The organism is Labrenzia sp. THAF35, from assembly GCF_009363595.1.
Classification (GTDB): domain Bacteria; phylum Pseudomonadota; class Alphaproteobacteria; order Rhizobiales; family Stappiaceae; genus Roseibium; species Roseibium algicola.
Genome location: NZ_CP045380.1, coordinates 3,349,502 through 3,369,173, shown reverse-complemented (window position 1 = coordinate 3,369,173; position 19,672 = coordinate 3,349,502). Strand labels below are relative to the sequence as shown.

Sequence of the window (19,672 nt, the reverse complement as noted above, 5' to 3'; positions counted from 1 at the left end):
CCCCTCCTCAGGAGCATGCGATAGGTGGGTGAGCTGCTGTACACGCGGAGAAACGCTGAAACCAAGCCGCCTCTAGATGATTTCGTCTTCGTCGAACAGCGGATCGGCCTCAAGCTGGGAAGCCAGGCTGTCGAGGGTCGTTTCAGCGTCGTATCGTTCGTTGAACTCGGCGATATGAAACAGCCCGTCCCCTTCGTTGACCACCGGAAGGTTGGTTCTGCCCACAATGAGCCCGCCCAGTTCGGCCAGCACGTTCCGTTCCTTCTCGCCGAACGGATCAGAGGTGATGCCAAGCAGCATACCGGGTTCGACAACATCGCCGACCGATTTGAACGGCCGCAACAATCCACCGGCCGGCGAACGGACCCAGTAGCTCGTCTTGCTGAGGATCGAGCGGGCCTTTGGCCGCGTGATGCCCTTGGCGCCCAACATCTTCAAGGAGCGCATCACGCGCAAGACGCCGGAAACGCCGGCCCTGATCGCCATTTCGTCAAACCGCAGGCCTTCGCCCGCCTCGAACACCAGAACGTCGGTTCCCTTCAGCTGTGCGGCCTGTCGCAAAGACCCATCACGCACCTTGGAAGTCAGGATGACCGGAGCACCGAAAGCTTTCGCGAGCGACAGCGTGTCTGCCCGTGAAGGCGAAACGCGGATCTGCGGCAGGTTGGTCCGGTGAATGGCCGCCGAATGCAGGTCGATGCCATAATCGGACCGGTTGACGATCTCGCTCATGAAAAGATGCGCCAGCCGCCCGGCCAGCGAGCCGCGCAGGCTACCGGGGAACGAGCGGTTCAGGTCACGTCGGTCGGGCAGATAGCGCGAATGGTTCAGAAAACCGAACGCGTTGACGATCGGGATGACCATCAGCGTACCCTTCAGCTTGTCCAGTTCCTGGATTTCGAGCTGTGGCGCTTTCAGGACACGGCGTGCGATCTCCACACCGATGACCTCGTCACCATGCACGGCCGCACTGACGAACATGACCGGCCCGGGTTTGCTTCCATGCAGGACATGCACGGACATCGTCACCGGCGTGTGGTCCGACAGCACGCTGACCGGCAGATCGATCGTACGCCGGGTTCCCGGTGCGATCTTGTGGTCGCCGATCTCGAAGGCTTTCACTTTTGTGGTCAACCGCGTCCCTTGGTCTTGGTTTTGCCAACCTGGGCATTCTTGGCAATAAAGTCGATGATCTTGCCGGCAACATCAATACCCGTTGCCTTTTCAACGCCCTCCAGCCCGGGCGAGGAGTTGACCTCCATCACCACCGGGCCATGGTTGGACCGCAGCATATCGACACCGCAGACGTTCAGCCCCATGGTCTTTGCCGCGCGAATGGCGGTCGAACGTTCCTCGGGAGAAATCTTGATGGCGGCCGCACTGCCGCCGCGGTGCAGGTTGGAACGGAATTCGCCCTCCGCACCCGTCCGCTTCATGGCCGCAATCACCTTGCCGCCAACCACCAGCGCACGGATGTCGGTGCCGCCGGCTTCCTTGATGAATTCCTGCACCAGGATGTTCACGTTGGCACCGCGAAACGCCTCGATCACCGACTTGGCAGACCGCTCTGTATCGGCAAGAACCACACCGATGCCCTGCGTGCCTTCCAGCAGCTTGATCACCACCGGGGCACCGCCAGCGGTCGCCAGCACTTCCTCGGTCATCTTCGGATCGTGGGCGAAGGTCGTAACCGGCAGGCCGATCCCGTCGCGGGCAAGCAGCTGCATCGAGCGAAGCTTGTCGCGCGACCGTCCGATGGCAACGGATTCGTTCAGCGGATAGACGCCCATCATCTCGAACTGACGCAACACGGCCAGACCGTAAAAAGTGACCGATGCGCCGATCCTCGGAATCACGGCGTCGAAGCCGGTCAGCTTGCTGCCGTTGTAATAGATTTCCGGCCGCCGCGAGGCGATGTTCATGTAGCAGCGCAGGGTGTTGATGATTTCCAGTTCGTGACCGCGCTCCTCGGCAGCGTCCTTCAGGCGCTTGTGCGAATAGAGCTCGGGATTCCGTGCCATCATAGCAATTTTCATTGGTTCAAGTCCCTCGGTCTCAGCCTCGTTCCGACCGGTGTTGCGACACCGAATTTTCAGTGATTGTTTCCTGCCGCTTAAACGCGCAGCTTAGGGTGTGGACCCATAAATGAAGACGAAATGGCATGAAAAATGGCAAAATCGCGTTAGGAAGTGTGCGCGGAGCGGGCTTTCTGCCCGGTCAAGCACGCTGACGACGCGCGGTGAAGCCATTTTCATGTCCTTCGGATTTGACCGGATTGGTCCTCCTCAGCGTTGCGAAAGCTTGAAAATGGGCCACATTTCCTGCGCTTCCGCGCCTTGAGGAAGACCAATCCACCTCAAACCATTTCATCTTCATTTATGGGTCCACACCCTAGTGTTTTGTTGCCAGCGCGGGCTTTCCCGCCAGGAAAGACCGGCCTGCATGCACCAGCACGTTGTGCCGCCTGATCGCCGTCCGGCCGAGGATCATGTCGAACCCCATGTTCGACCTGTCCGCCAGCGACACATCCACATGCCAGTGATGTTTTCCAAGATGAAGTAACGTCCGGATGACAATGCGCCGTTCGGGAACACCGCTGGTGTTCTTGATGTTGCGCTCGTCCAGAACCGGAACCTCCGCCCGGAAATCGCTGTGATGACGCGAGGCAGGCACCCGGAAACGTACCCAGGTCCGGCCGTCGCGTTCGAACACTTCCTGTTCTTCGGCATGGAGCGCCGAGGTGCGTGCGCCAGTGTCGATCTTGGCACGCATATCGAAAACGCCCAGTTCGGGAAGGCTCACGATTTCACGCCAGCCGATGATATCGGCAGCGGCCAAGGGACGCCCCTTCTTAGCCATTGTCATTCAAAAAAACCCTGGAGCCCCCTTGCTGGGGCCTTTCCCAAACGACCTTGTTAACCGAGCATTGCATGGCCCGCCGGAGAGCGCAACTGAGGTTGCGGTCCGGTCTGAAAACAAGATTTCGGACGCAGCTCATCATCATGATTCACATCGGCGCGCAAGCGAATTTGCGAGCGGGTGCAAAGAACGTCTGGCAGGTGCACCACCCGGATGACGCCCTACCGCTTGTACGGGTTCTTCGGGCGCCGGTCGTCAGACAGGCTGCGTCTCGTTTCGCGCGTCAACTGCTCGATGGCATCGGCAAGATGGACTTCCTGAATGTTGTAGTCACCCCGCGCCACCCGGATCTTGTGTGCTTCCAGCATGACCTCGCCCATGGCCACGCCTTCCGGTGGCACGAAGCGATAGCTGGCCAGTTCGATCAGCAGCCCGAGCGGGTCACGGAAATAGATGGAATCCATGAAGCCGCGATCCTTCGGACCGCTGTGCGATATGCCGCGTGCATCAAGCCGCTCGGCAATCTGCCGAAAGGTTGCCTGCGATACGGCAAGTGCCAGGTGGTGAACGCAGCCGATTGTCTGGGGAGCCGGCTCCGGGTCCGGTTTGCGGTCTTCGTTGGTGAAGATCGTGATGAGACGGCCATCGCCCGGATCGAAATACAGATGGCTCTGGTTTTCATTGTCCAGATTGGGCTGCTCGAACACGAAAGGCATTCCCAGCAGCCCTTCCCAGAAATCGATGGAAGTCTGCCTGTCGGCCCCGACAAGAGTGATGTGATGCACGCCCTGCGTCTGGATTTTTTCCATGGATGTCCTCCCCGTTCGGCGCAGTTTAAATTGCATCTGCTGGCGATGGCAAACAGCCGCCCTCTTTCCTTCTCGGCGAAAAGCGCTAAGCTTGTTTCAACTGCAACAAACAGCCTTATCCGAGTCTTGCCTGTGCTCCGGCTCCAATGCGCCGCCGCATCCGCATACCCTCCGGCAAGGATTCACGATGGACATGCCCACCCAACAGCCGGAGCCTTCCGAGGCAACCGGCAACCGTCTTCGGCGCAAGGTGACCAGCCTGACGGAGAACCTGCCGTCGAACACCATCGGCGCGCTCTGGATCCTTCTGGCCGCCTTTCTGTTCTCGATCATGGTCACCCTGATCAAGCTGCTCGGCAAGGACCTGACGGTCTTCCAGATCCTGGTGATCCGCCAGGGCATCATGCTTGCCATCGTTGCCCCGAAGATCCTCAGCGGATTGCCGACCTCCCTGGCAACAAAACGTCCCGGACTTCAGCTGACCCGTATCGTGGTTGCTGCGACCGCCATGCTCTGCGGCTTCACGGCCGTCATCGAACTGCCGTTGGCCGATGCCACGGCAATCAGCTTCTCCAAGACGTTCTTCCTCACGATCTTCGCCATCTGGTTGCTGGGAGAAACAGTCGGTGTGCACCGCTGGGGTGCCACCATCGTCGGCTTTCTGGGGGTTGTTCTGATGCTCCGCCCGCAAGGCGACGGGCTGATCGATCCCTTTGCGCTGCTCGCCATCGCCGGGGCGGCCTGTGCCGGCCTGGTGATGATTGTCGTCCGCCTGCTGACGCGCACCGATCCCCCGGTCACCATCCTGACCTACCAGGCTTTCGGCGTCGGTCTGATCATGATCATCCCCGCCATCCTGACCTGGCAGACCCCGACCCTGGCACAATGGGGAATTCTTCTTGGGATCGGCATCGTGTCCTGGGCGGCCCAGATGGCGAATATCCAGGCATTCCGCGCCGGCGAAGCCACCGCAATTGCCTCGCTGGACTACACCAGGCTGCTCTATGCCACCGTTTTCGGTGCGCTGGTGTTCCACCAGTGGCCGCGCGTGGAAACACTGGTGGGCGCTGCCGTCATCATCGCCGCGTCGATCTACACGGTCCGCCGCGAGGCCAAACGCGGCCAGAAACTGGCCAGGGCCTCGGACGGACGCGGGTACAATAGCTAGAGCGTTAGGCAATAAGGTCGCCTGCCGGTTCAGGAGATAATATCGCCTGCCGGCTCAGGCAAGCACGTGCCAGAAATCCAGATCGACGCTGGCGGGATCAAACAGGTTCAATAGCGGCGCACAGGCCGCGTTCGACACATAGCCTCCGCAGATCTCCCTGGCAGCACCTTCCGTTTCCACAAAGCAGATCTCCGAATAGGTATCCTCCCCTGCCCGCGCCATCAGATGCGCCCTGGTTTCCGGCAAGGGGGCAAGATACTCCCTCTCGATCCGTCCGGACGCAGCCATCAGCGCCTCTTCTGAAAAGCTGCCGTCGTCCCTAGGACGAAACGTACCGAATTCGATGGCGGAAAATCCGTCCGGCACCGCTTCGAGGTCTTTCATCAGACGGTTGAGACACAGGCGAATGCTGCCGGGCTCCAGCAGTTCCATGAATGCCCTTGAGCTTGCTGCCTGCATATGCGCCTCGGACATGGCTGCGAAACTGGCCTCGTCCCTTGCCAGAATTGCATCGGCATAACCGCCTGTTGCATTGCCTAAGAAGCAGTGAAAGGCGATGCCCGGCTGGTTGCTCAGGAATTCCTTCTGCCACAGGCGGGCGGCCGCTATCAGTTCCGGCGCACCTACGCCTGCTTTCGCCTCGTAGCGAGCAAACCCCATCACTTTCATCGGTCCCAGTTCTTTTCGCAGCATGAGATGTCCTTCCGTGTTTCTGCTGCCAGCTCTATAGAAGGCGTCAGAGACAGTTTCTGTCAGGGGGATGCGCTATGATCGTGCAAAAGAGGGCGGCAGCAAATTCCTTGCAGAAACCGGCTGGAGACCGACACCCATGCGAACCATCAGGCTGTTTTCCATCCTGGATACCCTGCGCAGCCGCAGAAACGCCGTTCCGGCCGCCATGCTTGCGGAGCTGCTGGGCGTGACGGAACGCACCATTTATCGGGACATGGCCACGCTTAAGGCGATGGGCGCGCCCATTCGCGGTGAAGGCGGTGTCGGCTACGTTCTTGAACGCGGCTATTTTCTGCCGCCAATGCAGTTCGATCCGGACGAGCTCGATGTCATCCTGCTCGGCATTCGCATGGTCAAGGCACGTGGCGACAAAACCATGCGCGAAACGGCCGAGCGGGTGCTCGGCAAGCTTGGAGCTGTTCTTTCCGAAGGCGAACGCTCGCTGAACCGTCCGTTGCTCGCGGTCGGCAAGGCCTCCTCGGCACAAGGACATGACGCCCTGTCCCCGCTGCGCGATGCCATCCGCAAACGGCGCAAGGTGCAACTCGGCTACAGCGACCTGCAAGACCGCGTCAGTGAACGCCTCACCCGCCCGCTGGGACTGACTGCCTTCGAAAGTGTCTGGGTGCTGACTGCGTGGTGCGAAGTACGGAACGGCTTCCGGAATTTCCGGCTCGATCGCATCACATCATTTGCGATCACCGACACACGGTTTCCGAAGGAGCCGGGCAAGGAATTTCAGGACTATTTGAAGACACTGTGAGGCAATCACGCCGCTTCGTTGCAACGGGTATATGCGACAGCAGTGTGATTGCTTGTCAGGTGGAAACCCGCTCTGCGTGACATGAAAATTGTGCCGGTTTAGACAGAAAGCATTGCACGGAAGCGCTCGATTGAGAGCGCTCCCAGTGTTTTCAGGAACGGAGCGCTCAGGCGCTCCGGGCTTCCGCCGCTGCCCGCTTCTGGGATTCTTCCTCGACCAGTTCCTTCTTCGACAATTTGCCGACCATGGTTTTCGGCAACTCGTCACGGAACTCATAGTCTCTTGGCAGTTCGATCGTCGACAAATGGTCCTTCAGGAAGGCCTTCATGTCATCGGCGGTGAGCGAATGGCCTTCCTTCAACTTGATGAAGGCCTTCGGGCTCTGGCCGCGATAGGCATCCGGCACGGCAATGACGATGGTCTCGTCCACGGCCTCGTGCTGGTAGATCGCTTCCTCGATGACACGCGGATAGACGTTGTATCCAGAGCACAGGATCAGGTCCTTGATCCTGTCGACCAGATAGATAAAGCCGCCATCATCCTGATAACCGACATCACCCGTATGCAGATAGCCGTCTTGTGTGATGGTCTCGGCGGTCGCGTCCTCGCGCTTCCAGTAGCCCTTCATCACCTGGGGCCCATGCAGCAGCAACTCGCCCTTCTCGCCTGCCGGAACCACGGTTTCGCGGTCCTCGATGCTCACGAAGCGGGCACTGGTCCCCGGCACCAGCCTTCCGATGGACCCCGCCCGGCGACTGTCGTCCAGCGGGTTGACCGCGGCAACTGGCGACGTTTCGGTGAGGCCGTACCCTTCCACCAGAATGCTGCCCGTGATCTTTTCAAAGCTTTCCTTGACCTCCACCGGCAAAGGCGCGCCGCCCGACAAGCAGATCCTGATGCTGGTCAGATCGTAATTCGCCGTCATGGGCGAGTTGTTGATGGCCGTGTAGATCGTCGGTACGCCCGGAAAGAGGGTCACTTTCTTGCGCTTGACCGCTTCGAGCAGTGACTTCAGCTCAAAGCGCGGCTGCAGCACCATTTCAGCGCCCAGAATGATTGACAGGTTCTGCCCCACCGTCATTGCGAAGACGTGGAAGAACGGCAGAACGCACAGCATCTTTTCTTCGCCCGGCCGCGCCTTTTCGAAGACGCAGCGCATCTGCTCGATATTGGCCGACAGGTTTCTGTGCGTCAGCATCGCGCCCTTGGGAACGCCGGTGGTACCCCCGGTATACTGCAGTACCGCAATATCGTTTGCCGGATCGATTGCGACCGGCTTGGGTTTGTCTCCCCTCGTCTGCAGGTCTTCGAAACGAATGTGGGCGTCATCACGGGGAATGTCCGCCAGTTCCTTTCGCTTGAACAGACTGAACAGCACCTTCTTGATCGTCGGCAGGCACCAGGCCATCGGGCAGACGATGATCTTGTCGAGCGCCCGTTCCCTGCGAACCTCCTCGACCTTGTCGTAGATCACCTTCAGATCCATGGTCACCATGATGCGCACATCGGCATCTCGCGCCTGGAACGACAGTTCGCGCTCGACGTAGAGCGGATTGAAGTTGGCGACCGTGGCGCCGATCTTCAGAACCGCGAAATAGAAGATCGTGTAGAAAGGTGTGTTTGGCAGGCACAGGCCGACGTGAACACCCGGGCCGACGCCCATCGCCTGCAGTCCGGCTGCCGTCCTGTCGACCAGCGCGCCGAACTCGGCATAAGTCCACACCTTGCCCATGAAATCACAGGCAGGACGGGTCCCGTATTGGGCAACGGTCGTCTCGAGATACTCGTGTACTGGACGGGGCTTGAACGCCGCGTTCCACTCCTCCGCAGTCGTCATTACGTTCTCCAACGCGTTTTATCGCTTCACTGCGCGGACGGGCCTTTATCCTGAAATTTCGTGATCCGGACAAAATCCGTACCGCGAAATGGTCCTCCTCAAGGGCCCGGCCACCAATGGGGCGTCACCTCTTTGGGTCTCTTCTGACATGACGCAACCTTCCGTTCACGTCAACTCGCGACGTAACGACACCTGGTCGTTTTTTTGCGCGTGAAGAACCATCCGCTTAAGATAAGCCAGCTGAGCCGGTTGGCAATAGAGACGTCAAATCAAAAACTTATAGACAACTCCGCAAAACAGGCGGTTTATCTCTTTGGCCAATTCCAGCGAGGTGTGTCAGCGCTATCCACAACCGTCTCGCCAAGTTCCTTGCGCAGATCGTAGCGCATGCAGCCTCTTTCCGACGACAGCACGGACACCAGTTCTTCCGCATGGGAAACGACGATCACCTGCGTCTTTTCCGCGGCCCGTGCAATCAGCCGGGCGAGAGGCTCCAGCAATGCCGGGTGGAGGCTTGTCTCGGGCTCGTTCAGCACCACCAGAGGTGCCGGGCGCGGTGATAAAAGCGCCGCCGTCAACAGGAGATACCGGAGCGTTCCGTCAGACAATTCACTGGCCCGTAGCTCGCGCAGCAGCCCCTTCTGCTGCATCAGCAGTTCAAAATAGCCGTCATTGACCGAAATCCTCACGGATGCTCCGGGGAACGCATCATCGACAGCCTCTTCCAGGGCCCGCTCGTCACCAATTTCCAGGATGGTCTGAAGAGCGGCTGCCAGATCCCCGCCATCCCCGCTCAGCACAGGTGTCCGTGTTCCTATCTTGGGAAACCGCGCGGGAGCGTCCCTGTCGGTGCGCAGGTGATCATAAAAGCGCCAGGCGCGCATGCGCTCACGCATGACCAGAAGTTCCAGACCGTCTTTCGGATCGGCGGCATGGGTCATCATGCTGTCGAATCGGGCAAGGTTCTGGAAAACCGGTATGCGCTGCCCCTGGCTGTTGAGAACCCGAACCGTCGGGCCGTTTCTGGCCGCGATCTCGTTCGAGCGGGACAAGGCTTCGCCGGCCCAAAGGGCCTCGGCCTTGATTTCCGGATCCATGGAAAACAGCGACCGCCCGGCGTCCGCCGGCAGACCGAGATCTATCGCATAGCCATAATCCTCATCGGCAAAGCCGAGCTTCAGACTGACCACGCCCTTGCGCACGGTTCCCTGAACCGGCACGTCGCCCTGTTTCATCGCCCTGGAAAAAGCTTCAGGCCCCGCCCAGAGCGTTGAATTGAGGCCACCTTCCGCAGCCAGCGAGGCTATCGCCTGGCCCTGCGAGACTTCGGCCAGCAAACGGATCGACCGGTAAAGGCTCGATTTGCCGCTGCCGTTCGCACCCGTCACCAGGGTGATGCGGTCGAGCGGCAAGACGATGTCGCGTAGCGAGCGGTATCCGGAAACGGCAAGAGTGAGGATCATCGAAAGACCTGTTTCAGCTCCCCTGATCCACCAGTTCGAGCTTGTTGACATCGAAGAAACCGAATTCGGTGATCTTCAGATGCGAAATGCCCGGCAAAGGCAGGAAGGTGTCGCGCGCATTCCGAACGCTGGAGCGAACCAGACCCATAGATTTTTGTCTTGAGGAATTGCGTCACTGCTACTTTTAGGTGCATATCTTGGTGCAATACTCGAATGAAAGGTGTTGCCTTTGTATAACCCGAAAGAAGCGGCAGAAGACAGCCACGCGCTTCACCTGGCCATCCTGTTTTTTGTAGCTAGCGCTGTCGCGATCTCAATTTATTTCCACCACGACAGCGGTTTGAAGTACTGGCTTCTGAAAGGATTTGGCGAAACCACCCCCGGCAAGGTTCTGGTCATTATCAACGACACGCCCGACGGGGACAAGGCTTGGGCGCATTATCGTTCCAATTACCGGAACACTTTCAAGAACTTCAAAAGCTGGCACGACGAAAGGATCGTCGTTGAAATCAACCCAACGAACGCACCGGCCCAAACTCTGGATTTCAGGATAAAGCCTGGGGAGATCATCCGAGAGACAGACGGCGCTCTGAACGTCACTTATTTGCCACTCAATCCGAAGATTGCCTATCCCACCCGCAGTTTGGACAGGTTTTCTCTCGACAGCCAGATCCTGTTCTGGTCCCTTGTTGCCGGAGCTGTCCTCCTGTTTCTGGCGTTGCGATCCGCGCGGAAATGGGCACGTTTTCGTGCACGTTTGCGCCAGTACTGAGCGCAAGCATCAACTACCCTGATCCACCAGTTCGAACTTGTTGACATCGAAGACGCCGAAATCGGTGATCTTCAGATGCGGAATGACCGGCAAAGGCAGGAAGGCGACCTGCAGAAACGGTTCGGCCAGCGTACAGCCGAGATCCTTGGCGGCGGCGCGCAGATGCTCCAGTTCCTCCTTCACCGTTTCGAACGGCTCCAGGCTCATCAGTCCCGCCAGCGGCAGGGCAAGTTCGGCTTTCACACCATCCTTGTCGGCAACGGCAAATCCGCCCTTCATGGCGATCACCCGGTTGACCGCGTGGGCCATGGCTTCCTCATCCGCGCCAACCACGCAGATGTTGTGGCTGTCATGGCCGACGGACGAAGCAATTGCGCCCTGTTTCATGCCGAAACCATTGACGAAACCGAGGCCGATGTTGCCAGTGCCCTTGTGCCGCTCCACGACGGCGACCTTCAGCACATCCTGATCAAGATCGGCCAGCGTCTTGCCGCCGGTCACCGGCAAGGTGCGCTTCAGGTGTTCGGTGATGATCCTGCCCGGCACCACACCGATAACGTCGGCCTCGCTGTTGCGCGCCGGTATATCGAACTTTGACGCGGTGACCTGGCCGACATGCACGCTGTCGAGGCCAACCGGCGGGACGATGGTTCTATTTGCAAATGCTTCGTCCGTCGCCAGAACACCGCCGCAGATCACTTGCGCCACACGGCAATCGGCAAAGTCGCTCAACAGCGCAATGTCTGCGCGCTTGCCCGGTGCAATCACGCCCCTGTCTTTCAGGCCGAAGGCATTGGCCGCCGACCAGCTTGCGGCCCGATAGGCGTCCAGCGGACGGATACCCTTGGCGATCAGGCGGCGGATCATGCTGTCGAGGTGGCCTTCCTCGGCAATATCGAGCGGATTGCGGTCGTCCGTGCACAGCGCGACGAAAGCCGAAACATCCGGTGTCAGGATCGGAGCCAGCGCTTCCAGGTCCTTGGAAACGGAGCCTTCCCGCATCAGGATCGTCATGCCTTTGGCGAGCTTTTCCAGCGCCTCCTCGGCGGAGGTTGCCTCGTGGTCGGTGCGGATGCCTGCGGCCAGATAACCGTTGAGGCCGATACCCTGAAGCAGAGGCGCATGGCCGTCGATATGACCGTCCTGAAAGGCGGCAAGCTTCGCCAGCACCTTGGGATCGCGCGCAAGCACACCTGGAAAATTCATAAATTCCGCAAGGCCGATCACACTTGGATGATCGCGGAACGGCAGCAGGTCCTCGATCTCCAGGCAGGCGCCGGCTGTCTCAAAAGCCGTTGCGGGAACGCAGGACGAGAGATTGACCTTGAGGTCCATCACCGTTTCCAGAGAACTGTCGAGGAAATAACGGATCCCTTCGGCACCCAGAACGTTGGCAATCTCATGCGGATCGCAAATGGCTGTGGTCACTCCGTGCGGCAGCACGCAGCGGTCAAATTCGAACGGCGTGACCAGAGACGATTCCACATGAAGATGCGTGTCGATGAAGCCGGGTACGGCTGTCAGTCCCGAACCGTCGATCGTTTCGGCCGCTTCATACTGCCCGTGTGTGCCGACGATCCTGTCACCGACGATCGCAATATCCGTTTCGACAGTGGATCCATCGACAACGCTGAACAGGCTGACATTCTTTATCACCAGATCGGCAGGGCGTTCCCCTGCTCCAGCGGCAATCGCCCGTTCAAGAAACGCTTCGTCATGTGTGGCCGGCATTTTTTGTCTCCGATTCTCGTCCCTCCCCGACAATACGGATGTTGAAAGCTCCGGCAACGATTTCGCGAAGGTGTGTTAGGATATCCTGCACGAAAGAGCTGAAATACGGATCGCCCGTCAATCCCGTGCGCACCCAGGCTGCGCGGATGTGCCAGACCGGCCCGTGCCGGAAAAATGTTACCGAGGCAGGCGAGAATTTTTCGTGTTGTTGCGCAGAGACTTACCGCGCCACAATATCGAAAACGTGCGTTGCAAAACAGATTGCGATTGACAGCCGGGCCACTTGGGCGAATAATTTTATCAAACTTATTTATTCTGATGCCGCCGACGAGAGCAGGCAGTTCCTGGGGAGGAGCAAGACCGGTGGAGGACACGCCAAAAAGCGGCCGTGGTTCGAATTCCGCGCAATTGCGTCGGTACAACGAACGCATCGTACTTCAGATCCTTCGGCGTGCCGGTGAGGCCTCCAAGGCGGAACTTGCCCGGGCGGTCCAACTGACCAACGCGGCCATCGGCGCCATCATCCAGAACCTCATCGAGGAAGGGTTGATCGTGGAAGCCGGCAAGCGCCACGACGGCAGCCGCGGGCAACCGGCAACCATTCTCCGGCTTGCCCCGCGCGGCGCCTATTCCTTCGGGGTGCGGCTGGACCGGACCAACATGGAAACCGTGTTGATGGATTTTTCCGGCCAGCTGATTGCCCGCCGGCTTCATGACATGATCCTGCCTGCGCCCGAAGAGGCCATGGAAATCCTCAAGGACGATCTGGAATTCCTGCGCCAGCATCTGAGCAAGGAAGACCAGTCCCGCATCACCGGCATTGGCTTGGCGCAACCGTTCAACCTCGGTGCCTGGCTGCATGAACTGGGCCTGCCCCAGGCCGATTTCATGAAGTGGGAAGACTTCGACCTGACCGACGCCCTTGAAAAGGCAACCGGCCTGCCGGTGTTCAGCGAGAACGACGGCACGGCAGCCGCGGTGGCCGAACTCTTCTACGGTCTGGGCCGGCAAAACGACAATTTCGTCTATCTTTTCCTTGGACCTGCGATCGGTGGCGGCCTGATCCTGAAGGGCGATGTCGTGCGCGGTGTATCCGGCAACGCAGGCGACGTCGCCATGATCCCCGTCCCGCCAAGCACGTTGACCACCGCACCAAAGGCCCGCAATTCCTGGGACCTGCTGCTGACCCGCGCATCGCTGGTGGCACTCGCCCGGCACATGTCGCCGGAAGATTTTCCAAAGCTCAACCGTTCCGATTTGCAGCACGCGGTTGAAACCGGAGATCCGAAATACACCGAGTGGCTGGAAGACTGCGCCGAAGCGCTCGCACTTGCCCTGCGCTCGGCCTATGCGCTTCTGGATGTTCCGCTGGTCGTCCTCGACGGCGACCTTGGTGGCCCGTTCCCGGAAACGTTCCGGGCCGCCTTGAAGAAGGCCGTGGAAAAGGCCGCGCCTGAGAAACGCCATTCACCCGACATCGAAATCGGCAGCTTTGGCCACGACGCAGGCGCCATCGGCGCAGCCAGCCTGCCGCAATTCTTCAATTTCTCGCCCAGGGCAGCAATCCTGACGGGCGGGAAAGACACCGGACCCGCCGGGGCTGGCAGCTCGGAGGATAGAGCCAGCTTTCCGGCACGGGCAGCACGGTTGGGGTCACATCTGGCCACACCCAACCGTTCAACCTGAATTGGCCAGGGAGGAAAAACGCAAATGATCCGCAAACTACTCGCGACCGGTTCCGTTCTCGCCGCCATGGCTGCCACTCCGGCAGTCGCAGCAGACATCTCCGCCTGCCTAATCACCAAGACGGACACCAACCCGTTCTTCGTGAAAATGAAGGAAGGCGCTACCGCAAAGGCTGAAGAACTCGGCATCGAACTGAAGTCCTTCGCAGGCAAGATCGACGGCGACCATGAAACCCAGGTGGCAGCGATCGAAACCTGCATTGCTGACGGTGCCAAGGGCATTCTGCTGACCGCATCCGACACGTCGTCCATCGTGCCGGCTGTCCAGCAGGCGCGCGACGCCGGCCTTCTGGTGATTGCACTCGACACGCCGCTCGATCCCATCGACGCAGCCGACGCAACCTTCGCCACCGACAACTTCAAGGCAGGTGAGCTGATCGGCCAGTGGGCCGCGGCCAGCCTGGGCGACGAGGCAGCCAATGCCAAGATCGCCATGCTTGATCTCGGCATCAGCCAGCCAACCGTCGGCGTGCTGCGTGACCAGGGCTTCCTGCAGGGCTTCGGCATCGAGCTTGGCGACCCGAACAAGTGGGGTGACGAAACCGATCCGCGCATCGTCGGCAACGACGTGACCGCAGGCAACGAGGAAGGCGGTCGCAAGGCCATGGAAAACCTGCTCGCCAAGGATCCGATGGTCAACGTGGTCTACACGATCAACGAACCCGCTGCTGCCGGCGCCTATGAAGCACTGAAGGCCATCGGCCGCGAAAACGACGTGCTGATCGTTTCTGTCGACGGCGGCTGCCCGGGTGTTCAAAACGTCAAGGACGGTGTTATCGGCGCCACCTCGCAGCAGTATCCGCTGCTGATGGCATCGCTCGGCATCGAGGCCATCAAGGCCTGGGCCGACAATGGCACCAAGCCGGAGCCGACCGAAGGCAAGGACTTCTTCGACACAGGTGTTGCCCTTGTGACCGACAAGCCGGTTGAAGGCGTCGAATCCATCGACACCGCCAAGGGAACGGATCTCTGCTGGGGCTAAGACACCCCTGGACGAGAGCAAAAGGGGCATGGGCGACCTTGCCCCTTTTTTCAAAACCGGCGCAAAGAAGGTTAAACGGGCATGACCTTAGAAAGCAAAACGGCCAAGGGGCCGGCGGACTACGAATCCGCTGCCACCTCCGGACCGCAAGCTGTCGCCTCATTCGATGACGAACGTCATGGGATCGGGCATAAAATCCAGCACACGCTGCACCAGACCCCATCACTGGTTCCGCTGATCGTCCTGGTACTCTCCCTTGTCGTTTTCGGGCTGCTGCTCGGATCGAAACTGTTCTCCCCCTTCGCACTGACGCTGATCCTGCAGCAGGTCCAGATCATCGGCATCGTGGCGGCAGCACAGAGCATCGTCATCCTGACCGCCGGCATCGATCTGTCGGTCGGCGCGATCATGGTGCTGTCCTCCGTCGTCATGGGGCAGTTCACCTTCCGCTATGGTTTGCCGGTGGAGGTCTCCATCGTCTGCGGCCTTATTTGCGGTACCTTTTGCGGGTATCTCAACGGCTTCCTTGTCGCCATCGTCAAGCTGCCTCCCTTCATCGTGACGCTCGGCATGTGGCAGATCGTGCTTGCCACCAACTTCCTTTATTCGGCCAATGAGACCATCCGGTCGCAGGAAATCGCCGAAGTAGCACCGCTGCTTCAGTTCTTCGGCAACAAGGTCAATGTCGGCGGCGCAGTCTTCACCTACGGCGTCATCTTCATGGTGCTTCTGGTGCTGGTGCTGGCCTACGCCCTGCGTCAGACAGCCTGGGGCAGGCATGTCTACGCCGTTGGCGACGATCCGGAGGCCGCGCAGCTTTCGGGCGTGCAGGTGAAAAAGGTTCTGATATCGGTCTACATGCTGTCCGGGCTTATCTGCGCCTTCGCCGGCTGGGCGATGATCGGCCGCATCGGTTCGGTCTCCCCGACCACGGGTCAGCTTGCCAACATCGAATCCATCACGGCCGTGGTGATCGGCGGCATCTCGCTCTTCGGCGGACGTGGATCCGTGCTCGGCACCCTGTTCGGCGCACTCATCGTCGGTGTGTTCACGCTCAGCCTGCGCCTGCTCGGCGCCGATGCGCAGTGGACCTACCTGCTGATCGGCATCCTCATCATCGGCGCGGTCGCGATCGACCAATGGATCAGAAAGGTATCTGTGTGATGGAACCTGTCCTGCAAGCGCGTAAACTGGTCAAGCGCTACGGCCGTGTCGTGGCCATGGACCGAGCCGATTTCGAACTCTATCCCGGCGAGATCCTCGCCGTGATCGGCGACAATGGGGCCGGCAAATCCACCTTGATCAAGGCTCTCAGCGGAGCCGTGCAGCCTGATGGCGGAGAGATCCTGCTCGATGGCAAGCCCGTCCACTTCACCTCGCCCATCGATGCCCGCGAAGCCGGGATCGAGACGGTGTACCAGACCCTGGCCATGTCCCCTGCCCTGTCGATCACCGACAACATGTTCATGGGCCGTGAGTTGAAGAAACCCGGCTTCCGCGGCACCTGGCTGCGCCAGCTGGACCGAAAGAAGATGGAAGAGATCGCCCGCGAAAAGCTGAACGAACTTGGGCTGCTCACCATTCAGAACATCAACCAGGCCGTTGAAACGCTCTCAGGCGGCCAGCGCCAGGGGGTGGCGGTGGCACGGGCGGCAGCTTTCGGCTCCAAGGTCGTGATCATGGACGAGCCGACCGCCGCTCTCGGCGTCAAGGAAAGCCGGCGCGTGCTGGAGCTGATCAAGGATGTCAGGGCCAGGGGCTTGCCCATCGTGCTGATCAGTCACAACATGCCCCATGTCTTCGAGGTTGCCGACCGTATCCACATTCATCGGCTAGGCAGTCGGGCTTGTGTCATCAAACCGTCGGACTTTTCCATGTCCGATGCGGTGGCGATCATGACCGGAGCCATGGATCCGCCGGACAGCATGGCGGCCTAGGCCAGGGAAGACAAACGGGAGGTGCCTTTCATCCGGCGCCTCCCACCCGAACCCTCGTCCCGAAGAGAACCGAAAGGTTCGTCTCGAAGGATGGGCGGCGAGTTCGGCACCTTGCGGGCCTCCTTCGGGTGAGGCGGTGGTCTGAAAGGCTGCTGCCGCGAAATGACACAAAGCCATGAATCCGCCGGCGATGCGGTTCCTGACAAACGACGAAAGACCAGAACGTATATGTTTTTGATTTGCGGCGAAGCACTGTTCGATCTCTTTGGAGAAGCCGGTTCCGGCGACAGTGTTTCTTTCGACGCCCGTATCGGCGGATCCCCCTTCAACGTGGCCATGGGGCTGGCGCGCCTTGAAGAGGACGCCGGGTTTTTCGGCGGCATTTCACGCGATGCCCTTGGCGAACGTCTGGTCCAGAAGTTCCGCAGTGAAGGCGTTTCGGAACGCTATATCCTGAGGACTGACTACCTGACGACGCTCAGCCTCGTCCAGAAGGATGAGCACGGCTCTCCTGCCTATACGTTCTACGGCGAGAACGCGGCTGACCGTATGGTGACCGTCGATGACCTGCCGCAGTTCGACGAACCGCCATTGTTTCTGCACATCGGGTCCTACACGGCACTGGTCGAGCCGGTTTCGGCCGCCTTCAGGGCTCTGATCGAACGCGAGCGAGACCATACGCTGGTCTCCTTCGACCCGAACATACGCCCGACCGTGGTACCGGACATGGCGCTCTGGCGCCGCAACACGGAAAGCCTTGTTCCGTTGACGGATGTCGTCAAGGTGTCGGACGAAGACCTTGCCCTGATCGCTCCCGGTGAACCCGTCGAAACCATTGCCCGCGCCTGGCTCGGCATGGGGGCTTCGCTGGTCATCGTCACACGGGGCGGCGACGGTGCAACCGCATTTGCCGAAGGCATCGAAGTCAGCCGTCCGGGCATCAAGGTAACCGTTGAAGACACCGTTGGCGCGGGCGACACCTTCCAGGCAGCCCTGCTTGCAGGGCTGAAACATCTAGGTGCAACCAACCGTGATGCGCTTGCAGCCCTTGACGCCGGCCAGCTAAATCGTCTTCTTGACTTCGCTGTCGGGGCAGCTGCCATCACTTGCTCCCGGAGGGGAGCGGATCTGCCGCGCAGGAGCGAATTGGAAAAAGAGTGGTCGACCCTGAAATGAGGGGCTGACAAGAGAATTAAATCGATTTAAAAGGCAGTCGAAAACGGTCCAGGCCGGAGCGGCCCATCGGACTGGCAGCTGTGAGAAGGGATGTTTTATGGCGGTACGCGTCATTGAAGTTGAAGAATTCGACCTCGTCGTTTTCGGAGCCTCCGGAGACCTCGCCCACCGCAAGCTTCTGCCTGCCCTTTACCACCGCGACGCGGACGGCCAGATGCCGGAAAACGCCCGCATCATCTGCAGTGCCCGCCGGGACTATTCCGACGACGACTATCGCGATTATGCCAAGGCCGCGCTTGAAGAACACGTCAAGGATCTGGACGACGAGCATCTTCAGCAGTTCCTGAAGCGCCTGCGCTACGTCAAGATCGACATCGCCACAGGCGACGGCTTTGAAGATCTGAGAACCATCCTGGACGAACGCCCTGAAGTCATCCGTGCCTTCTATCTTGCAGTCGGCCCGGATCTCTTCGGCACGATCTGCGAGAACCTCGGCCGGATCGGCGTCGTCAACGACCATTCCCGCGTCGTCATGGAAAAGCCCATCGGCAAGGACGGCAAGTCCGCCAGGGCGCTCAACGACACGGTCGGCGCTGTGTTCAACGAACACCAGATCTTCCGTATCGACCACTATCTCGGCAAGGAAACGGTGCAGAACCTGATGGCCCTGCGCTTTGCCAATGCCCTGTTCGAGCCGCTGTGGAACGCGGCCCATATCGACCACGTCCAGATCACCGTAGCCGAGTCGCTCGGCACCGGTGGCCGTGCGGGCTACTACGATACCGCAGGTGCCCTGCGCGACATGGTGCAGAACCACATCCTGCAGCTGCTCTGCCTTGTTGCGATGGAGCCGCCGGAAAGCATGAACGCCGACAGCGTGCGCGACGAGAAGCTGAAGGTTCTGAAAGCTCTTGCCCCGATCGACGAGCAGAGCATCGACAAGCTGACCGTGCGCGGCCAGTACCGCGCAGGAGCTTCGGCCGGAGGTGCGGTTCCCGGTTACCTGGAAGAGCTCGGCAACAACGAAAGCCGGACGGAAACCTTCGTCGCCCTGAAGGCGGAAATCGCCAACTGGCGTTGGGCCGGCGTGCCCTTCTACCTGCGCACCGGCAAGCGTCTGGCGCAGCGTGTATCGGAAATCGTCGTCCAGTTCCGCCCGATCCCGCATTCGATCTTCGACGCGGAAGCCGGGGCGATCACCGCCAACCGCCTCATCATCCGTCTGCAGCCGGATGAAGGCGTCCAGATGCAGATCATGATCAAGGACCCCGGCCCCGGCGGCATGCGCCTGCGTCAGGTTCCGCTCGACATGAGTTTTGCCGAAGCCTTCAAGGTGCGTAACCCGGATGCCTACGAACGCCTGATCATGGACGTGATCCGCGGCAACCAGACCCTGTTCATGCGCCGTGACGAAGTTGACGCCGCCTGGGCGTGGATCGACCCGATCCAGGCTGCATGGGCAGCCTCCAAGGAAACGCCGAAAGGCTACACCGCCGGCACCTGGGGTCCGTCCGCCTCCATCGCTCTGGTCGAGCGTGACGGCCGCACCTGGGCCGAAGACGACAGCAACTGATATCACTCGCGCAAGGCCCGGCCTTGCGCGTTTCCGGCCTCTTAAATCGATTAGAGAGCGGCAAGCTCGCCGCAACGCCCTATGTGCCGGACATAGGACCAGCCAGGCCGCGGCGCGGCTAGCAA

At 60.0% G+C, this 19,672-nt stretch carries 18 protein-coding genes; 9 read left to right on the top strand and 9 right to left on the bottom strand.

Annotated elements, in window-relative coordinates; all coding sequences use genetic code 11:
• Positions 1-72: 72 nt before the first annotated feature.
• From FIU93_RS15395 to FIU93_RS15380, 4 genes are all read right to left on the bottom strand, one after another.
• Positions 73-1,134, bottom strand: coding sequence for a succinylglutamate desuccinylase/aspartoacylase family protein (locus FIU93_RS15395; protein WP_023000635.1), 1,062 nt, complete (start codon positions 1,132-1,134; stop codon positions 73-75).
• On the bottom strand, positions 1,131-2,036 hold the full coding sequence (gene rimK / locus FIU93_RS15390; RefSeq protein WP_006932769.1) for a 30S ribosomal protein S6--L-glutamate ligase: 906 nt from the start codon (positions 2,034-2,036) through the stop codon (positions 1,131-1,133). Before rimK ends, FIU93_RS15395 begins: the two co-directional genes overlap by 4 nt.
• A 355-nt stretch (positions 2,037-2,391) precedes the next feature.
• Positions 2,392-2,865 (bottom strand): RimK/LysX family protein, encoded by a 474-nt coding sequence (locus FIU93_RS15385; protein ID WP_208984212.1) that lies wholly within the window; start codon positions 2,863-2,865, stop codon positions 2,392-2,394.
• 215 nt (positions 2,866-3,080) lie between these two features.
• A complete protein-coding gene (locus FIU93_RS15380; protein WP_152506079.1) occupies positions 3,081-3,668 on the bottom strand; it encodes a VOC family protein in 588 nt (195 codons plus the stop codon).
• A gap of 193 nt (positions 3,669-3,861) precedes the next feature.
• Between FIU93_RS15380 and FIU93_RS15375 the strand changes: the two genes are divergently transcribed.
• Complete coding sequence (locus FIU93_RS15375) at positions 3,862-4,836, top strand: DMT family transporter (protein ID WP_208993892.1); 975 nt, start codon at positions 3,862-3,864, stop codon at positions 4,834-4,836.
• A 54-nt stretch (positions 4,837-4,890) separates the two neighbouring features.
• On the opposite strand, the gene FIU93_RS15370 is transcribed toward FIU93_RS15375, so the two are convergent.
• On the bottom strand, positions 4,891-5,529 hold the full coding sequence (locus FIU93_RS15370; RefSeq protein WP_286202197.1) for a hypothetical protein: 639 nt from the start codon (positions 5,527-5,529) through the stop codon (positions 4,891-4,893).
• A gap of 136 nt (positions 5,530-5,665) precedes the next feature.
• Between FIU93_RS15370 and FIU93_RS15365 the strand changes: the two genes are divergently transcribed.
• The gene (locus tag FIU93_RS15365; RefSeq protein ID WP_152506078.1) at positions 5,666-6,331 is read left to right on the top strand and encodes a YafY family protein; all 666 of its coding nucleotides are present in this window, start codon (positions 5,666-5,668) and stop codon (positions 6,329-6,331) included.
• Between the two features lie 166 nt (positions 6,332-6,497).
• Here the strand turns inward: FIU93_RS15365 and FIU93_RS15360 are convergent, their stop codons facing one another.
• The 3 genes from FIU93_RS15360 to FIU93_RS31705 form a co-directional block, all read right to left on the bottom strand.
• Positions 6,498-8,168, bottom strand: a complete 1,671-nt coding sequence (locus FIU93_RS15360) for a long-chain fatty acid--CoA ligase (RefSeq protein ID WP_173017338.1) — start codon at positions 8,166-8,168, stop codon at positions 6,498-6,500.
• 305 nt (positions 8,169-8,473) lie between these two features.
• Positions 8,474-9,631, bottom strand: coding sequence for an AAA family ATPase (locus FIU93_RS15355; RefSeq protein WP_152506076.1), 1,158 nt, complete (start codon positions 9,629-9,631; stop codon positions 8,474-8,476).
• Positions 9,632-9,644: 13 nt separating this feature from the next.
• Positions 9,645-9,779, bottom strand: coding sequence for a hypothetical protein (locus FIU93_RS31705; protein ID WP_023000626.1), 135 nt, complete (start codon positions 9,777-9,779; stop codon positions 9,645-9,647).
• 81 nt (positions 9,780-9,860) lie between these two features.
• Here FIU93_RS31705 and FIU93_RS15350 point away from each other — a divergent pair, with 81 nt between their 5' ends.
• Positions 9,861-10,403 (top strand): hypothetical protein, encoded by a 543-nt coding sequence (locus tag FIU93_RS15350; protein ID WP_023000625.1) that lies wholly within the window; start codon positions 9,861-9,863, stop codon positions 10,401-10,403.
• Between the two features lie 9 nt (positions 10,404-10,412).
• Here the strand turns inward: FIU93_RS15350 and ade are convergent, their stop codons facing one another.
• Complete coding sequence (ade, locus tag FIU93_RS15345) at positions 10,413-12,134, bottom strand: adenine deaminase (RefSeq protein WP_152506075.1); 1,722 nt, start codon at positions 12,132-12,134, stop codon at positions 10,413-10,415.
• Between the two features lie 363 nt (positions 12,135-12,497).
• Here ade and FIU93_RS15340 point away from each other — a divergent pair, with 363 nt between their 5' ends.
• The 6 genes from FIU93_RS15340 (at position 12,498) to zwf (ending at position 19,547) form a co-directional block, all read left to right on the top strand.
• A complete protein-coding gene (locus tag FIU93_RS15340; protein ID WP_201030462.1) occupies positions 12,498-13,820 on the top strand; it encodes an ROK family transcriptional regulator in 1,323 nt (440 codons plus the stop codon).
• 24 nt (positions 13,821-13,844) lie between these two features.
• A complete protein-coding gene (locus FIU93_RS15335; protein WP_023000622.1) occupies positions 13,845-14,861 on the top strand; it encodes a sugar ABC transporter substrate-binding protein in 1,017 nt (338 codons plus the stop codon).
• An 81-nt stretch (positions 14,862-14,942) separates the two neighbouring features.
• Positions 14,943-16,025 (top strand): ABC transporter permease, encoded by a 1,083-nt coding sequence (locus tag FIU93_RS15330; RefSeq protein WP_152506074.1) that lies wholly within the window; start codon positions 14,943-14,945, stop codon positions 16,023-16,025.
• The gene (locus FIU93_RS15325; protein WP_208984213.1) at positions 16,001-16,798 is read left to right on the top strand and encodes an ATP-binding cassette domain-containing protein; all 798 of its coding nucleotides are present in this window, start codon (positions 16,001-16,003) and stop codon (positions 16,796-16,798) included. Before FIU93_RS15330 ends, FIU93_RS15325 begins: the two co-directional genes overlap by 25 nt.
• Positions 16,799-17,026: 228 nt before the next feature.
• On the top strand, positions 17,027-17,974 hold the full coding sequence (locus tag FIU93_RS15320; RefSeq protein ID WP_152506073.1) for a carbohydrate kinase: 948 nt from the start codon (positions 17,027-17,029) through the stop codon (positions 17,972-17,974).
• A gap of 97 nt (positions 17,975-18,071) precedes the next feature.
• Complete coding sequence (gene zwf, locus FIU93_RS15315; protein WP_055655338.1) at positions 18,072-19,547, top strand: glucose-6-phosphate dehydrogenase; 1,476 nt, start codon at positions 18,072-18,074, stop codon at positions 19,545-19,547.
• The last annotated feature ends 125 nt before the right edge of the window (positions 19,548-19,672 follow it).

Coding starts and splice junctions, on each gene's coding strand:
- FIU93_RS15380 (WP_152506079.1), bottom strand. CDS start 3,668: ATGGAAAAAATCCAGACGCAGGGCGTGCATCACATCACTCTTGTCGGG.
- FIU93_RS31705 (WP_023000626.1), bottom strand. CDS start 9,779: ATGGGTCTGGTTCGCTCCAGCGTTCGGAATGCGCGCGACACCTTCCTG.
- FIU93_RS15325 (WP_208984213.1), top strand. CDS start 16,001: ATGGATCAGAAAGGTATCTGTGTGATGGAACCTGTCCTGCAAGCGCGT.
- FIU93_RS15385 (WP_208984212.1), bottom strand. CDS start 2,865: ATGACAATGGCTAAGAAGGGGCGTCCCTTGGCCGCTGCCGATATCATC.
- zwf (WP_055655338.1), top strand. CDS start 18,072: ATGGCGGTACGCGTCATTGAAGTTGAAGAATTCGACCTCGTCGTTTTC.
- FIU93_RS15335 (WP_023000622.1), top strand. CDS start 13,845: ATGATCCGCAAACTACTCGCGACCGGTTCCGTTCTCGCCGCCATGGCT.
- FIU93_RS15370 (WP_286202197.1), bottom strand. CDS start 5,529: ATGCTGCGAAAAGAACTGGGACCGATGAAAGTGATGGGGTTTGCTCGC.
- FIU93_RS15355 (WP_152506076.1), bottom strand. CDS start 9,631: ATGATCCTCACTCTTGCCGTTTCCGGATACCGCTCGCTACGCGACATC.
- FIU93_RS15365 (WP_152506078.1), top strand. CDS start 5,666: ATGCGAACCATCAGGCTGTTTTCCATCCTGGATACCCTGCGCAGCCGC.
- rimK (WP_006932769.1), bottom strand. CDS start 2,036: ATGAAAATTGCTATGATGGCACGGAATCCCGAGCTCTATTCGCACAAG.
- FIU93_RS15330 (WP_152506074.1), top strand. CDS start 14,943: ATGACCTTAGAAAGCAAAACGGCCAAGGGGCCGGCGGACTACGAATCC.
- FIU93_RS15360 (WP_173017338.1), bottom strand. CDS start 8,168: ATGACGACTGCGGAGGAGTGGAACGCGGCGTTCAAGCCCCGTCCAGTA.
- FIU93_RS15375 (WP_208993892.1), top strand. CDS start 3,862: ATGCCCACCCAACAGCCGGAGCCTTCCGAGGCAACCGGCAACCGTCTT.
- ade (WP_152506075.1), bottom strand. CDS start 12,134: ATGCCGGCCACACATGACGAAGCGTTTCTTGAACGGGCGATTGCCGCT.
- FIU93_RS15320 (WP_152506073.1), top strand. CDS start 17,027: ATGTTTTTGATTTGCGGCGAAGCACTGTTCGATCTCTTTGGAGAAGCC.